The following is a 16,133-nucleotide window of genomic DNA, read 5'->3' on the forward strand; positions in this document are numbered from 1 at the left end:
GCTGGCAGCCAACGGCCGGCATGACCCCGGCAAAGCCTGAAGACCTCCTAAGAACTCAGAGAGATACATTCATGACAAGCAACACCTCCGCAGAGCGCTCGGAGACCTTCACCTGGATGGACCCGGCAGTAGCTCTCCAACAGCTGCCACTACTGTCGGGTATGGACTACTTTTCCGGCCTCCGTAACGGCAGCATAGCGCCGCCGCCGATCGCATCCCTGATGAAATTCGATCTCGTCGAAGCTACACATGGCCACGTCGAATTCGAGTGTCGGCCGGGAGAAGCCCACTACAACCCCCTTGGAATGGTGCACGGCGGCCTAACATGCACACTCCTTGACACGGCCCTCGGCTGCGCAGCACACACCACCTTGGCAGCAGGTCTCGGCTACACCTCCATCGACCTGGCGGTGAAGTACCTGCGGCCCGTCACGCTCCGGAAGGGCGCCCTTCGAGCAGAGGGGTCAGTGGTGAAAGCTGGTTCGCGGCTCATCTTCACAGAAGGCCGCCTCAGCACCACCGAAGGTGAACTCCTCGCCACCGCCACAAGCACACTCCTCGTCTTTCCCCACCAACCGGAGGCGCTGGCACCATGACACATAGTGCCACCACTGTTGCCCAGGCGCCTGTGGCGCAGAAACCTGTTCTGCTTCCGCACGCCGAGCCAGGGATGCATAAGTTGAGCCGGTTCGGCGTACCGTTGGGGCTTGCCGGCCTGGGCGGCGCCTGGTCCGCCGCAAGGGGCACCCTCGGATCCCCTGTATGGCCGGAGGAAACTCTCTACGGAGCAGCCACCGCCCTGTGGCTGGTCCTGACCGTCCTGTACGTGTTCCGGGGCCTTCGGCGGAAAGGAACATTCCGTTCTGACCTCAAGCACGAGGTGGCAGGGCCTTTCGCATCCTTTATTCCACTCGTCGGGATCCTGCTTTCCTCCCACTACAGCCAGTATTTGCCGCCCTGGGGTGCCTGGCTATGTGTGGCGTCCATCGCCGCCCTGGCCATCGTCGCCGCACAACTTCTCGCCCACTGGGTGACAGGCGGGGTATCGATGCAGTCCATCCATCCCGGCTACCTGCTGCCTGTCGTTGCCGGGTCCTTCGTTGCGAGCATCGGATTTGCAAGCCTCCACGTCCATGATGCGGCCATGGCTGCGTTTGGCGTCGGCGTATTCTTTTGGCTTGTCGTGGGCACCGTCGTCACCGTCCGGCTCATGACCGGAGGCGCGCTGGCACCAGCAGCCAAGACTGGACTGTCCGCATACCTGGCTGCGCCTGCAACGGCCAACATCGCCTGGATGGTGTCACACCCGGGACCCGTAGGGACCGTGCAACTCGGGCTCACCGGCGTGCTGGCAATCATGGCGCTAATGCAGGTCATGCTCCTCCCCCAATATCGCAAGCTGCCTTTCTCACCAGCGTTCTGGGTGTTTACGTTCCCCGTGGGCGCGACCACCAACTACGCCATCCGCTGGCTTGCCACAACTAACCTCCCCGGCTGGGAAATTTACGCCTGGACGATACTCGGGCTCGCAACAGCCTTCACCCTCGCCATTGCCGCCCGCACCGCGAAGACGGGAAGTGCCCGCGCATAGCCAGACGCGTCGGACGAGGTGAACGAAGGCGACTGACCGTCGATTAAGGTCGCAGGGCAAGAATGCACCAGCCACGGAGCGAGGGCATGATCTCGTCCCCCGTCTCGTATCCCCTAGGGATACGAGACAACCGGGCAGCAGCCGAGAGCCGGCCTGACTGCCTCATACCCGCGGCGGGGCACCGAGAGCGACATGCAGCAGTGCTGAAACGCCTCCGTTTATCGCCGCAGATCACACCGCATCCCAGTCTCGTTGCGCTCCAAGAACCACTTCACGGGCACCGCGATCGAAGGGTTTATGGCCCAACCTGACATCGGACTCAATTCGTCACGTCCTCGAATAAAGCAGACGACAGCGTGGAGACTGTACACACCCTCTTTGCTAGGACAACAGCGCCGCACGGCGTACGCGGGTGTTCCTATGATCAGCCTCCCGGTGCTTCCTACAGCGCAATCGTCACAGTCATGTAGTCCCCGCTCCCCCGGTCCATGAATAGGTGTAGGCCACCACTGCCCACACCGACAAAACCGGAACGAGGAACCGCATAACCCCAGTCACAGCGCGCGGAAGGCCCACCAGCCAGGGACTTGAACCCGTCACCCCACACACGTGAACAAGCCACGCGGCGGCCAGGCCAAAGCCCGCACACCAACCGTCAGAGCGACGCGACCACAAGCTTTGTACACGTCAAAGCAAAATCGCCTCTGACGAGGGGGAATGCTGTGCCCGAGGTGGGACTCGAACCGGGTTCCACCCCTTGAATTTCCGCCACTCCCCCGAATATCTCCGCAATCCGGCCCAGTCCGGCACCAGTACGACCCGATCCGAAGCCCAGGGTGTGCACATTGTGCACACCCTCTTTCTGCCCATAATCTTCCCTGGTCCAGAAGTCTGTCGTGACGCTGCGGGCCACGACAGGTTCACGCTGTCCGTGATGGTGCTCCGCTCTGGCGTAATGTTCTCCGAACCGTCGGTGACGACTGCTACCAGACACCCAACGCGGCGGCATTGGACAGTTTGGGAGTCGACATGGGTCATGGCTGTTCGTCCCTCCTTTCCGAACATCTCATAATAGGCAAACGGTTACGTAGCCGCATGACCGACACTCACTGGCCGCCCCTTGTAGAAGTGGGGCACCCAAGGCTCCGCAGGCGCCGTTAGAAGGCCTGCTTTTGCGTTTTTGGAACGGCCGACGGCGTCAATCACCAGGTCCGCGCCGCTGCCCCGCAGTGCCGGATGGCCTCAATGGGATCTTCCCGGCTGGACGCCGTCGGTGGCGCCAAAGGACTTGGCCATCTCCACCTTGTTCGGGTCAATGTCAACGGCGACGATCGTGGTGGCGCCGGACAGCATGGCGCCAGCGATCGCGGCGATACCCACACCGCCGCAGCCGATGACGGCGACGGATTCGCGGCGCTTGACCTCACCGGTGTTGATGGCGGCACCGATGCCTGCCATCACTCCGCATCCGAGCAGCCCGACGGCTGCCGAATCACTGTCCTCTTCAACCTCGGTGCACGGCCCGGCAGCGACGACCTTCTTCTTCTCGGCGAAGGCGCCGATGCCGAGGGCGGGCGAGAGCTCCGTGCCGTGCTCGAGGGTCATCTGTCCGCAGCGTTGTGGGTGTTTAAGCAAGACTGCGGCTGGCCTTGGCGCACGCCCGGCATTCACGGCACACCGTCCGCCAGTTCAGAATCACGCGGTCGCCGGGGGCCACCTCGTTGGCGTCCGGTCCGACGGCGCTGACCACACCGCTGGCCTCGTTGCCCAACAGGATGGGCAAATCGTCAGTGATTCCGCCCTGCTTGTAGTGCGGGTCCATTTGGCAGACGCCGCAGGTGAGAATGTCCACCAGGGCCTCTCCAACCCGGGATCCGGCACCAGGATAGTCTCCACCGACATCGGCGCATTCTTTTCCCTGGCTACAGCTGTCCTAACCCGGTGTGCCATGATTAGCTGCCCTTCTTCCGTCCGCCGTGCAGCAAGCCATTGTGGTCTTCAAGTCTTGTGCTTCATTGTTGCCGGCTCGACGCTGTCATCCGCCGCGCTTGGGGCCAGGGCCTTGTCAGCTACCCCGGCCCCAAATGACGGCGTGATCAGTTGGTGCGAATGAGCTCATTTGGAACGTCCGCGGTGCGCCGGTCAAAGACGAGGGCTCCAACTTCCTGTTCGGCCTGATTCCGGATGGAAAGGTCGATACCTGAGCGGTCCCGCACCAGTGAGACGGCCACAAGAGAGATGAGGGTCATCCCGACCAGGTACAGGGAAACGGCATCGGTTCCGCCTGTGGCCTGTACCAATGCTGTGGCTATAGTCGGGGCAAAGGCGCCGCCCAGGATCGCTCCCAAAGCGTAGGAGATGGAGACACCCGAGAAACGCACCGAGGCAGGGAACATTTCCGAGTACAGGGCAGCCTGCGGGCCATACGCCAGTCCCAGACCGACGGTAAATATGGTCAGCGCCAGATAGAGCATCGCCAAGGACCCTGTGTTGATCAGCCAGAAGAGCGGGAAGCAGGCCAGCAGCTGGGCGCCGAAGCCTATGAAGTAGGTGCGCTTGCGGCCAATCCTGTCCGAGAGGTATCCGGCGAGGTAGGTGAAGACGAGCCAGATAGCAGAACCGTAAGCGACTGCAACGAGCACGTCAGTGCGTCCGTGACCGACAGCGGGGCTGGTCGCGTAGCTGGGGATGAAGCCGCCCGTTGCCATGTAGCCTGCAGCGTTGTTGCCCGCGAAGATCAGGGCGGCGATGATTACGAGGAGTCCGTGGCGCCGGAATAGCTCCACGATTGGTGTCCTGGGCTGTTTCTTGGCTGCAGCGATTTCCTGGAATACAGGGGATTCGTCCACCGCGCGGCGTACGAAGTAGCCCACGGCAACGAGAACGATACTCAGCAGGAAGGGTACCCGCCATCCCCATTCGAGGAAGGCTGCCCCGGGGGAAACTACACCGGTCATGAGTGCTGTGACGCCGGAGGCCAGCAGCAGTCCCAGTGGAACGCCCAGTTGCGGGAACGCCCCGGCCCGTCCGCGGCGGTCGCTGGGGGCGTGCTCGACTGCCATCAGGACGGCGCCTCCCCATTCACCGCCGGCGGAGATGCCTTGCAGGATCCTCAGCAGCAGGAGCATGACCGGGGCGATGATACCGGCGGTCGCGTAGGTCGGCAGGAGGCCGATCAGGGTGGTTGCGACGCCCATGAGGATCAGGGTCAGCACAAGCATGGCGCGGCGGCCGATCCTGTCGCCGTAGTGGCCGGCCAGGAAGGCGCCGAGGGGTCGGAAGAGGAAGCTGATGCCGACGGAGGCGAATGACAACAGCAGTCCGATGGAGGAGCCGGCTGGTTCGAAGAACAGCTGGGCGAAGACCAGGCCGGCGGCCGTGGCGTAGATGAAGAAGTCGTACCATTCAACGGTGGTGCCGATGACGGTTGCAAAGGCGACGCGACGTTGGTTCGCCTTCGAACTGTGTGTGTACATGCTCATGGTTCTCCAGTTGGTTTAAGAGCTGTACCCAGAGAGGAAACCCTGGGGCATCAAACTTTGCTGCCGATTTTTTGGGCGGAGACTGGTAATCCGTGTCAGGCCACTACTGGCACTAACGGGGTGCTGGCAGCTGCCTTCAGGGTGAACCCCTCGGTTTCTGCCTGGGCGCGGGTGATGCCTGCGCCGGCGACGAGTAGTTTGCGGGCAGCCATATGGTCCGCGGTGACGTTGACCGATTCCACAGCCGTGAGGACGCCGTCCCTGAAGCAGAGGACGGAGAACTTTGCTGCCGCCTGGTCACCCACGACCAGCATGTCGTCGTCGGGTCGTGCGAGCCCTGCCATCTGCAGCCGGTAGGGGCCCTGTATGGACCAGAACCAGGGCAGCTCCGTGTAGGGGTGTACAGCCCCGAGAATGGTACGGGCGGCATGCCGGGCCTGATCGGTGGCATTCTGGACCGACTCCAGACGCAGACGGACCTGGGCGTGCGCGCTGGGGAAACTGGCGCAGTCGCCTATCGCCAGAACGGCAGGGTCCGCCGTGCGCAGCGTTTCATCGACAACGATGCCGTTGCTGGTTTCGAGGCCGGCGTCCGAGGCCAGGGTGTCGTTGGGCTGCACGCCGATGCCCACGAGGACCAGATCAGCAGGATATGACGCCCCTGTTGTTGACACTGCGGCTCCGACGCAGCCATCCGTGCCAGGCTCGAAGCGGTCGATGCCTTCGCCGAGACGCAGGTCGACACCTTGTGAGCGGTGAGCGGCTGCAAACCACTCCCCCATGACGGGGGTCAGTGCACGTCCCATCGGGCGAGGCGCGAATTCCAGGACGGTCACCTTGCATCCGTGGGCCAGGGCGGCGGCGGCAAATTCCAGTCCAATGAATCCGGCACCGATGATGACGACATTGCGGGCGGTGGGCAGCGCCCGGTGCAGCGCCTCTGCATCTGTCAGGGTTTTCAGTCCATGGATGCCGGACAGGGACGCGCCCGGACAGTTCAGCATCTTGTTTCGGGCGCCGGTCGCGAAGACGAGGTGGTCGTAGTCGAGTGAACCCTCGGTGAGCTTCACCTTCCGTTCGGCCAGGTCAATGGCGAGTGCCTGGACACCTTCATGGAGTGTGACGCTCTTGTCCTCAAAAAAGGATGCGCCGCGCAACGGCAAGGGAGCCGGTTCCTTGCCCGGGGCCAGGTAGTCCTTTGACAGCGGCGGACGCTGATAGGGCAGCCCGGATTCCTCAGCGATCACATGGATCTTGCCCGCATACCCCTCGGTCCTCAACGTATCGGCGACCTGCAGGCCGGCCTGTCCGCCGCCAATGATGACAACGCTCATGTCATTTTCCCCGCTTCTAGAGTTGGCCGGCAGGGATGTCGACGACAATCTCTGTGAGTTCTGCGTCGATTTTGATCTGGCATGCCAGACGGGATGTGTCCAACCGCTCGGCTGTGGCACAGTCGAGCATTTCGTCTTCATCGTCGCTGATTTCGGGCAGCGCCTGTGCATATTCCGGCCGCACGTAGACGTGGCATGTGGCGCACATGGCCTGCCCGCCGCATTCGCCGATGATGCCGTCAATGCCGTTGGTGACGGCGGCGCGCATCAGTGTTGTGCCCTCCTGGACCTGGAGGGTTTGCTGGGTGCCGTTTGGCTGAGTGTAGGTGACGGTGGGCATCGTTGCTCCTTGGTATTTGGTGGTGCTTCTAGTTCCAGGTGACGGGCAGGCTGGTCAGTCCGCGGAAGACCCAGCCATCCCAGCTTTCATTCCGCCGTTCATCTACGCGCAGCCCTGGGAAGCGCTTGTATGCCAGCGGTACCGCCACCTGGCCGATTGAAGTCTTTGCGGCCCAGTGCCCGGCGCAGAGGTGGACGCCGCTGCCGAAAGCGAGGTGGGGGCGCTTGGGCCGGTGGATGTCGAAGTCTGCAGCGGATTCTCCGAAGTGGGCGGCGTCGTGGTTGGCGGATGCAACGACCACGCCTATACCGGCGCCAGCGGGGATCCGGACCCCTTCGAGGACGGTTTCCCGGGTCGTTTCGCGCGGGTACATCCCGATCGGCGATTGCCATCTGACAGCTTCGTCAAACACCGAAGCCCACAATGCGGGGTTGGCTAGGACCTGCGCGCGTTGTTCGTGGTGGTTGCTGAGGGCCCAGACCATGTTGGTGACCATGTGCTGGGGCTCGTTCATTCCGCCGGAGATAGTCAGCTTGATGTTGGCGGTGACGTTGGAGGTTGGCAGCCCGCTGTTTGCGAATGCGGACACCATCGAGGCGTCCGGGTTCTGCCGGTAGTAGGGGATCAACTCCTCGAGCAAGCGGTCGGCCTCCTCGGTCGAGGAGTCACATCGGTCCCAGATCGACTGATCGTCCAGAACGTTTCCCATGCCAGCAATGAAGTCGTGGGACCAGCGGCGTACCTGATCGACCGAAACGTCCTTCAGCCCCAGCAGGTCAATGAGGTTCTGCGAGGCCACGGGCGCGGCGTAGTCCCGGTTCAGGTCTGCTTCCCGGGGACCGATCTCGGCGAACTTCTCAAGGTAGGTTTCGGCGTTGCGTTCAAAAACCGGTCCCCAGACTTCCTTGATGGACTTGGGACGAAGTACAGGATTTACGGGTGCCCGGTCTGCCGAATGCTCTGGATCGTCCTTGCGCAACATCGGCCGGGCTCCAACGGCCCGGGTCATCGTTGAGCCGGAGACGTTGGCGCTGAAGATTTCCTGATCCTGTTCCACCGTGTGGCAGCCGGCGTAGTTAGTGACGAGGAATTTGTTGAGCTGCGGAACCCAGGCGATCGGAGACTCCGCCCTCAGCCTGGCATAGGTCGGGTAGGGATCCGATGCAAGTTCAGCCACGTCAACCCAGTCAGCCACGGGGTAGTCGGCGGCGTCGTGCGAAGCGGTGGTGCGAGATTGATCGCTGCTGCCGCGCACCGATTCCGCGTCAACGCTTCGGGTCTCCGAGTTCCCGTGGAAGGGGCACTGTGGGGCTTGTGTCGTCATTGTGGTCCTACTCCTCCTGGCACGTCGTTGTGTAATCAGTGTCACAGCCAACCTTCTTCTAGTAAACTGTGAATATTAGTGGAAGTATTTCGATTCTTTAGGAGAAGAGATTTTCGTGCCTAAATTCACCTTTCGTCAGCTCGAACTCTTCGCCGCGCTGCCGGAACACACCACCCTGGGATCCGTGGCGCTACAGCTCCACATCTCCGAATCCGCGCTCTCGCACGCCATCAGCGAGCTTGAGGCAGCGTTGGGGGAACAACTGTGCATCCGGAGGAAGGCCCGGGGCATGCACCTGACGCCGACAGGGCGCCACTTCGCGAAGCGGGCCAAAGAACTGCTTCGCGAGGCCAGTGCACTGGCAGACGGATTGGGTGAGTTGCGCGGCGAGCTGAAGGGGCCGGTGTCGTTGGGTTGCTATACGGGCCTGGCAAGCAACGTCCTGCCCGCCGTGCTTGAAGGCATGGCCAACCTGCACCCCAAGATCGAAATCAGCATCACGGTAGGGGACCACTCAGACCTGCTGCCGGCGCTTGAAGATGGAACACTGGACACGGCCATCGTCTATGACATTGGCTTGCCAGCGGACGTGGAGCGCAGGGTCATCTACAAGACCGAAGTCATGGCCGTTCTGGGGGCCAACGATCCACTTGCTGAAGAAGACGACGTGGATCTCGCGGATCTGTCGGCCAAGCCACTCATCATGCTTAACACGGCCCCCAGCACGGAATATACACAGTTGATGTTCGCTCAGCGTGGACTCAAGCCAAGTGTGGGTGCAGTAGTCCCGCAAATCGATCTTGTCCGGGCAATGGTCGGGCGGGGGCTCGGCTATAGTCTCTTGATGTCGCGGCCCAACCAGATCCCGGTTTCCAGCGAGGGCAAGGGACTCGTGACCAGGCACCTTCGCCCCCGCGCCGGACAGACCTCTGTTGTTGCGGTCTGGCCAAAAGAAACGGCGCAAACTGCCCGGTCACTGGCTGTCATCCAATATGCAGTCGAGGTCCTGGACGCCATTGAACCCTGATAGCGACCGCCAGGTGCCAGAAAAATGAAGACCAAAGGGTTGATGCACGACGGCGATTCAGCGATAGCCGGGCGACGTCGTCGAGGTTGAAGGCAGCGCCGGCGGACTCACCGGCGCTGCCTGGACAACCGGCGGCTTGGTCACTCGCGTGGAGGAAGGCACAACGCCGTTCGCGGACTTTGGCGCCCGGCCCAAGACCGATGATCTGCCTCGGGAGGAGGCATACGGCTCGCGGGAAGCGGCCGGCACCGCGGCCGTCGGTCCGGTCCTGTCCCTGGCGCTGAAGGCGAGGCTGGAGAGCGTCTGCCGGCCACCCTGTCCTCCCAGCTGCGCAAGCGCGGCCTGAACAACGTCAGCATCGACGGCCTGACCTCCACCCGGCCGGAAAGGCGGATCGTGGGCCTGGCCCGGACCCTGCGCTACGTCCCCAACCGCGAGGACCTCTTCAAGACCCATGGCGGCGGCTTCAATGCCCAGAAGAAGGCCATCGACTCCGTCAACGAGGGCGAGATCCTGGTGATGGAGGCCCGCGGCGAGAAGGGCACCGGCACCATCGGCGACATCCTGGCCCTGCGCGCCCAGGTCCGCGGCGCCGCGGCCATCATCACCGACGGCGGCGTCCGCGACTTCTCCGCCGTCGCCGCGATGGACATGCCCACCTACTACGCCAACCCGCACCCCGCCGTGCTGGGACGCCGGCACATCCCGTGGGACACGGACATCACCATCGCCTGCGGCGGCACCACCGTGCAGCCCGGGGACATCATCGTCGCCGACGCGGACGGCATCCTGGTGATCCCGCCGGCGCTGGCCGCGGAACTCGCCGACGACTCCATCGCCCAGGAACGCGAGGAAACGTTCATCACCGAGATGGTGCAGCAGGGCCACAGCGTGGACGGACTCTATCCGCTGAACGCTGACTGGCGGGCCCGCTACGAGAACTGGGAAGCCGGCAAAGCCAATGAATGACACCGCCGCCGTGGGCTCTCCTACCGCCACGTTCACGGCCACGCAGACCGCGACGCACACCGCCAGCAAATCCGAGCAGGCCTACGCGGCCGTCAAGACCCGGATCGTGGACGGGAGCTACTCCCCCGGCTACCGGCTGGTGCTGGCCAAGATCACCGAGGACCTGGGCGTCAGCGTGGTGCCGGTCCGCGAGGCCATCCCGTGAGCGGAAAGACCTGGCCTCGCTGAAGGTGAAGCAGTTGCATGCGCAAATGCTCGTGACTCAAATGTGCTTTGATGTTCCGGCTGTGGTTTGAGTATTGCAGACGATTGAGCTCGGAGGGTGTCACTCCCCCGGTATCGCTCGGTACGCATGGGCCCGTCAGTAGGATTCGTCTGATCCGGCTGGCGGCCAAACATGGCGCAGGGACTTCTGTCCTCCACGCGATTTGATCCCCTGCCGTTCATCTCATCGGTGGCGACCAACTCCCAAGCCGCAGGAGCACAGTTCTACGGAATCCACCTCTTCTCGTTTAACGACTTCACCGCTGTCAAAACGCTGGGTGACGCTCTCAGCTTGCCTCAAGCGGATCCTGTTCGTTCTCGGTGACACCTGGCTGGCGCCGGGTCCGTAGCCGTAGCCGTAACCGTAACCGTAACCGTAACCGTAACCGCAACAGAAATACGGCACCGTGCTAATTTCAACCTCTGTCGCCCACACCCCGGACTGAGTCGAACCAGCGTTGTTGCTCCTTACCGACAGAATCGCGGGCAAACTCGGTAAATGCAGCAGCCCTGGTCGTCAGCGGCGTTCGGCGGAGCCAGGCAACCTGTACGCGTTCGAGCGGCATTGCCGGTTCAAGCTCCAAAGTTGCGAGTGCCAGACCCTCGTAGCTCGTCTTGGAGCGCGAGCGGTGAATCATCATGCAGTAACCGAGGTTCCTGGCGACCAAGGCACGAGTCAACTCATACTGTTCGCTGCGGTACCGGATGTTGGGTCTGATGCCGAAGTCCTTGAAGATCTCCATCGCGTGGTTGCTCGCCGGCGGGGAGTCGAAGAATACGTATGGGTCATCTCTCAACTCTGCAAGTGCCACGGATCCTCTTCCCGCCAGCCGATGTCGGGCTCCCACAATGATGTGGACAGGCGTTTCATAAAGGACAACTCCTTGGAGGTCCAATGGCAGATTCAGATCGTAGACCAGGATCAGGTCTATCCGCCCCTCGCCGAGGAGCTCCATCAGAGCACCTTGAGGTGCGATCCGGAAGTCGACGTCCACGCGCGGATGTAGAGCCGCGAATTCGTCGATGAGCGCAGGGATAAGAGTGGGAGCAAACGTCGGGTAGCAACCCACTGTAATGGGGCCCACAAGCTCTTCGCCTTGACCGGCCACTGTCAGGTCAACCTCCTCGGCTGCCCGCAGAAGAGCTCTCGCTTCGTTCAGCAGAAGTCGCCCGCTGGGAGTGAGGTCCACCCCATGGGCCCGGCGCCGCACGCACAACTGAGTCTTCATGCCCCGCTCCAGCTGTGAGATGGAAGCGGCGATGGCAGTAGCCGAAACGTTTTCGCGGATGCTTGCCCCGGCGAAGGACCCGGTCTCGGCCACCGAACAAAAATACTGCAATTGGATTAGGTTGAACGACGGCATACCCAAATGCTAGTTGGTTTTTGAGAGGGAAACCGCAAGTGCAGTGAAGGAAAGGAAACTGCGCCGGACTCTCATGATCCGCTTGGGCGTTGGGATGCATACGAACAGCCCCGCTGATACCGAACTTTTAGTGCTGAATACCTCAACTATTTTCCGTTTTTCAAAGAAACTCCGGCCCTTTAACGTGTTTTGCATGGGCACCTAAGCGTCGCCGGTGCCGAGACCCGCTTCAAAGGAGAAACCGTGAGATCAAACATTCAGACCATGCGTGCCGGACTCGACATTGCCGCATCGTGGGGCAGGCTCGAGTACTCGGGCTGGCAGGACGAGAACATGTCGTGGAAGGAGGACGTCTACCTCGGAGACTGGTCCTATTTGGACGAATTGCGCGTCACAGGCCCAGATGCACTGCAGCTGTTTTCAGACTTCGCCGTCAACAGCTTCGCCAAATTCGCCATCGGACAAGCCAAGCACGCCATCTTCTGCAATCTTGACGGCAAGGTCATCGGGGAAGGCATCCTGGCCCGTTGGGCAGAGGATGACTTCCTGTTCAATGCACGCGGGCCGGTCAGCACCTGGCTTGAATACAACTTCAAGAAGGGTGCTTACAAGGCCGACTTGTCCCTGAAAATCAGCGAGTTCAAGTTCCAGGTTTCGGGACCGAAGTCCCTTGAACTCCTCGAACTCCTGACCTTCGAGTCGCTGCGGGACATCAAGTTCATGCATTTCCGGAAAGCCACAATTGCCGGACATCAGGTTCGCCTTCTCCGCCAAGGAATGGCCGGCGAAATCGGATTCGAGCTGCAGGGTCCCGGATCGATCGCCGAAGTCATCCGGGCCGCAGTGCTCGAAGCCGGGAAGGCGTTCAACATCCGCCGCATGGGTGCCCGAACAGCCATGGTCAACCACCTGGAGGCCGGCTTCCCCACCGTCACCCATGACTACCTCCCCGCCATTACCGGCGAAACTGAACGGGAATACTACGAGCAGTACAACGTCGAGGTGACAGACGACGGCAGCCCGGAGTGGTACCAGAGCTTCGAGCGGTGCATGAAGGTCAAAGGAAGCTTTGACGGCGAGGATCCCAGCGCATGGTTCCGTAGTCCTGTCGAACTGGGATGGACCAGAAACGTCAAGTTCGATCACGATTTCTACGGTCGGGCAGCTCTGGAGAGGGAGACGGCCGACCCCAAGCGCGGGATTGTCACGCTCGTTTGGAATGAAGAGGACGTCAAGGACGTCTACGACTCCTTCTTCCAGGACGGCGAACCGTACGATTTCATGGATTGGCCGCGCGGCCAGTGGTTCGCGATGTACACCAGCACGGTGCTGGAAGGGGAAACCATTATCGGCTCAACAACCTCGCGCGGTTACAGCTACTACTTCCGCAAGGTTCTCTCCCACGGGGTGCTCGACTTGGCCTACACGGAACCCGGCACTGAGGTAGAAGTCCTGTGGGGTGACCCGGGACATCGCCAGAAGAAGATCCGGGCCACCGTTCATGCCTATCCTTTCAAGCAGGACAATCGGCGCACGGAGCTGGCACTCGTCGGCTCCGGGACCTCTCTGCCCAGCGCCAAGTAGCGCGAATATGTCAGTCATGGCCCCCGCCGGGGCAAGAGAGAAAATGACGGCTGAAGACAGGCGTGTACTTACCGGCACGATGATCGGCACCACTATCGAGTGGTACGACTTCTTCATCTACGCCCAAGCAGCCGGACTCGTCTTTGCTCAGCTGTACTTCGCGCCCCTGGGTCAAGGGTCCGTCCTTGCCCAGATGGTGTCCTGGGCATCTCTGGGCATCAGCTTCCTATTCCGACCACTGGGCGCCGTCATCGCCGGGCACTTCGGCGATCAGTTCGGACGCAAAAAAGTCCTGGTCGCCACACTGATCCTGATGGGCGCTGCAACAACCCTTATTGGCATACTGCCCACGCATGCCCAGATCGGAATCACTGCTCCGCTGCTCCTGGTGCTCCTGCGCATCATTCAGGGCATCTCCGCGGGTGGCGAATGGGGCGGTGCCGCATTGATGGCTGTCGAGCACGCACCTGTTGGCAAGCGAGGAATCTTCGGTTCCTACCCACAGATCGGCGTTCCGGCCGGCATGATTTTGGCAACGTTGGTCGTCTTCATCATGACGTCCGTAACTACCCCGGAACAATTCCTGACCTGGGGATGGCGGATACCGTTCCTTTTCTCCGTCGTGATGATTATTGTCGGTTACTTCATCCGCCGCGCGGTCTCCGAGAGTCCCGTATTCCAGGAAATGGCGGCCAAAAAACGGGAGACGGCATCTCCGCTGCGCGAACTCATCAAACGGAATCCCAAAGCGATCGTCTTGGCAGCGCTGGTCTTCATCGGCAGCAACGCCGCCGGCTACCTGCTGATTGCTTTCCTCTCCTCCTACGCCATCCGGGTTCACAAGATGGACAGGCCAGGAATACTCTTGGCTTCCACGCTCGCCGGCATGAGCTGGCTTGTCTTCACGATGGTAGGCGGCCATCTTTCCGACCGGTGGGGACGCATCAAGACCGTCAAGGTCGGCTATATCTTGATGTTCGTCTGGATGGTCCCGCTGTTCCTGCTGATAGATGCCGCGAACGTGTGGCTCTACCTTCTGGCTCTGGTGGGGTTGACCATCGGAAATGGTCTGACTTACGGGCCACTATCGGCCCTGTTCGCTGAGATGTTCCCGGCAGAGATTCGCTATTCGGGAATATCGATCGCATACGCCATCGGCGCTATCCTTGGCGGGGCCTTCGCCCCCCTTGCAGCAGAGTGGCTCCTCGGAGCCACGCAAAGCTCGCTTTCCATCGCCGCCTACATCATGATTCTCTGCATTGCCTCGTACATCGGCGCAGCCTTTATTAGGGAACCAAAGGGAATCGACCTAGTCGCCGGCGCGTCTTCGGCGCTCAGCGACCGCCGCTAAACCATGCGCGCCCGCCGGACCAGGAGTTTCCCTGGTCCGGCGAACCCATTACTCAACCTATCGTTTTCACGAGGTGATCTTCTTGCAACCGTCTAGCACCACCCTTCCGGCCAAGCCCGTTACGGCTAGTGGCACCGCTGAAATCGGCCGACTCACTGTCAGCTGCCCTGATAAGCCGGGCATTGTCGCCCAGCTGACGCAGCTGTTGGGAGAGCACGGGGCAAACATTGTGTCCCTGGACCAGTTCACAACCGGCGCCGAAAACGGGACCCTTTACCAGCGGACCGTGTTCCACCTTCCCGGTTTCGCCGCCAAGCGAGAGGTCCTTGAGGCCGATATTCAGGCGAAGCTTGCCGAATCGCTTCAGATGGACTGGAAACTGACGGATGCTTCCAAGCGCAAGCGGGTCGCGATCTTCGCCTCGAAGACCGACCACTGTCTGTTGGACCTTTTGTGGCGGCACCGGCGCGGAGAGATCCCGATGGATGTCGTCATGGTCATCTCCAACCACCCCGGCCTGGCCGACCAGGTGCGCCCGTTCGACATCCCCTACTTCTACGTCCCCGTGACGGGGGACAAGAAGGACGCCGAACGCAGGCACTTGGAACTCCTGAACGGAAACGTCGACCTCGTGGTCCTGGCACGGTACATGCAGATCATCTCCGCTGAGTTCCTCGACGATGTCCAGGTACCGGTGATCAACATCCACCATTCCTTCCTGCCCGCCTTCATCGGCGCCGGCCCGTACCAGAAAGCCAAGGACCGCGGCGTCAAACTCATCGGAGCCACAGCTCACTACGTGACCAAGGACCTGGACGAGGGCCCGATTATCGAACAGGACGTCATCCGCGTCACCCACCGTGAATCCACCGCGGAGCTCATGCGCTCCGGAGCCGACGTCGAACGAAGCGTGCTCTCCCGGGCCGTTACCTGGCACTGCCAAGACAGGGTCATGCGCGACGGCAACACAACGATCGTCTTCTGACATGGCAGCCCACATCATCGACGGAAAAGCACTCGCCACGAGGCTCCGGGAACAACTCCGAACCGACGTCGAGCAATTCAAACAGTCCACCGGCCGGCCCATCGGCCTTGCGACCGTGCTTGTTGGTGACAACCCGGCATCCGAGGTCTATGCCGACAGCAAGCGCCGACTATCCAAGCAGGCAGGAATTGAGGACCACCACCGCCGCCTCCCCAAAGACGCTACCCAGGAACAGGTAGCTCACGCACTCGATGAACTGGCAGCCAACCCTGCAGTGTCGGGCATTTTGCTGCAGCTTCCGCTGCCCGCCCACTTGGACGCAACAGCGTTGATTGACCGGATCCCCTGGGAAAAGGACGTCGACGGTCTTACTACTATTAGTGCCGGCCGGCTAGGGCGTGTCTCCTAATTCGGGGCGTGGTTTTTGAAATAGTGGACGGGTGTCACGTACTTCCGTTTTGACTGATGACCAGTGGGCTCTGATTGAGGACCTGATGCCGGACTCCTCCGGGCGTCGG

General features: G+C 61.6%; 12 protein-coding genes and 3 pseudogenes. 9 read left to right on the top strand and 6 right to left on the bottom strand.

Annotation, left to right across the window (positions count from 1 at the left end):
* Positions 1–71 precede the first annotated feature (71 nt).
* Complete coding sequence (locus MRBLAR12_RS07120; protein ID WP_229993596.1) at positions 72–596, top strand: PaaI family thioesterase; 525 nt, start codon at positions 72–74, stop codon at positions 594–596.
* Positions 593–1,591: a TDT family transporter gene (locus MRBLAR12_RS07125; RefSeq protein WP_364744739.1), complete on the top strand. Its 999-nt coding sequence runs from the start codon at positions 593–595 to the stop codon at positions 1,589–1,591. Before MRBLAR12_RS07120 ends, MRBLAR12_RS07125 begins: the two co-directional genes overlap by 4 nt.
* 1,160 nt (positions 1,592–2,751) lie before the next feature.
* Here MRBLAR12_RS07125 and MRBLAR12_RS07130 read toward each other — a convergent pair.
* The 5 genes and pseudogenes from MRBLAR12_RS07130 to MRBLAR12_RS07150 all read right to left on the bottom strand — a co-directional run.
* Positions 2,752–3,541 (bottom strand): annotated as a pseudogene (locus tag MRBLAR12_RS07130) (alcohol dehydrogenase catalytic domain-containing protein); the annotation flags it as partial.
* A 146-nt stretch (positions 3,542–3,687) separates the two neighbouring features.
* Entirely contained in the window at positions 3,688–5,073 is a 1,386-nt protein-coding gene (locus MRBLAR12_RS07135) for an MFS transporter (RefSeq protein WP_364744742.1), read from the bottom strand.
* Positions 5,074–5,168: 95 nt separating this feature from the next.
* Positions 5,169–6,407 carry an NAD(P)/FAD-dependent oxidoreductase gene (locus MRBLAR12_RS07140; RefSeq protein WP_364744744.1) on the bottom strand — a complete coding sequence of 413 codons (1,239 nt, stop codon included), beginning with the start codon at positions 6,405–6,407 and terminating at the stop codon, positions 5,169–5,171.
* A gap of 16 nt (positions 6,408–6,423) precedes the next feature.
* Positions 6,424–6,747 carry a 2Fe-2S iron-sulfur cluster-binding protein gene (locus MRBLAR12_RS07145; RefSeq protein ID WP_229994182.1) on the bottom strand — a complete coding sequence of 108 codons (324 nt, stop codon included), beginning with the start codon at positions 6,745–6,747 and terminating at the stop codon, positions 6,424–6,426.
* A gap of 28 nt (positions 6,748–6,775) precedes the next feature.
* On the bottom strand, positions 6,776–8,071 hold the full coding sequence (locus MRBLAR12_RS07150) for a cytochrome P450 (RefSeq protein WP_364744747.1): 1,296 nt from the start codon (positions 8,069–8,071) through the stop codon (positions 6,776–6,778).
* Between the two features lie 115 nt (positions 8,072–8,186).
* Between MRBLAR12_RS07150 and MRBLAR12_RS07155 the strand changes: the two genes are divergently transcribed.
* From MRBLAR12_RS07155 to MRBLAR12_RS07165, 3 genes and pseudogenes are all read left to right on the top strand, one after another.
* A complete protein-coding gene (locus MRBLAR12_RS07155; RefSeq protein ID WP_364744750.1) occupies positions 8,187–9,098 on the top strand; it encodes a LysR substrate-binding domain-containing protein in 912 nt (303 codons plus the stop codon).
* 67 nt (positions 9,099–9,165) lie between these two features.
* Positions 9,166–10,067: pseudogene (locus tag MRBLAR12_RS07160) on the top strand (fumarylacetoacetate hydrolase family protein); the annotation flags it as partial.
* A pseudogene (locus MRBLAR12_RS07165) lies at positions 10,060–10,266 on the top strand (GntR family transcriptional regulator); the annotation flags it as partial. The pseudogenes MRBLAR12_RS07160 and MRBLAR12_RS07165, both read left to right, overlap by 8 nt.
* Positions 10,267–10,747: 481 nt before the next feature.
* Here MRBLAR12_RS07165 and MRBLAR12_RS07170 read toward each other — a convergent pair.
* On the bottom strand, positions 10,748–11,695 hold the full coding sequence (locus tag MRBLAR12_RS07170; RefSeq protein ID WP_229994185.1) for a LysR family transcriptional regulator: 948 nt from the start codon (positions 11,693–11,695) through the stop codon (positions 10,748–10,750).
* 243 nt (positions 11,696–11,938) lie between these two features.
* On the opposite strand from MRBLAR12_RS07170, the gene MRBLAR12_RS07175 reads away from it, so the two are divergent.
* From MRBLAR12_RS07175 to MRBLAR12_RS07190, 4 genes are all read left to right on the top strand, one after another.
* Entirely contained in the window at positions 11,939–13,279 is a 1,341-nt protein-coding gene (locus MRBLAR12_RS07175; protein WP_229994186.1) for a hypothetical protein, read from the top strand.
* 43 nt (positions 13,280–13,322) lie between these two features.
* Positions 13,323–14,630 (top strand): MFS transporter, encoded by a 1,308-nt coding sequence (locus MRBLAR12_RS07180; protein ID WP_229994187.1) that lies wholly within the window; start codon positions 13,323–13,325, stop codon positions 14,628–14,630.
* Positions 14,631–14,772: 142 nt separating this feature from the next.
* Entirely contained in the window at positions 14,773–15,615 is an 843-nt protein-coding gene (purU, locus tag MRBLAR12_RS07185) for a formyltetrahydrofolate deformylase (RefSeq protein WP_229994211.1), read from the top strand.
* 1 nt (position 15,616) lies between these two features.
* Positions 15,617–16,024: a bifunctional 5,10-methylenetetrahydrofolate dehydrogenase/5,10-methenyltetrahydrofolate cyclohydrolase gene (locus tag MRBLAR12_RS07190; RefSeq protein ID WP_364744754.1), complete on the top strand. Its 408-nt coding sequence runs from the start codon at positions 15,617–15,619 to the stop codon at positions 16,022–16,024.
* Positions 16,025–16,133: the final 109 nt, after the last annotated feature.

This window comes from Arthrobacter sp. LAR12-1-1.1 (assembly GCF_040676555.1).
Classification (GTDB): Bacteria; Actinomycetota; Actinomycetes; order Actinomycetales; family Micrococcaceae; genus Arthrobacter.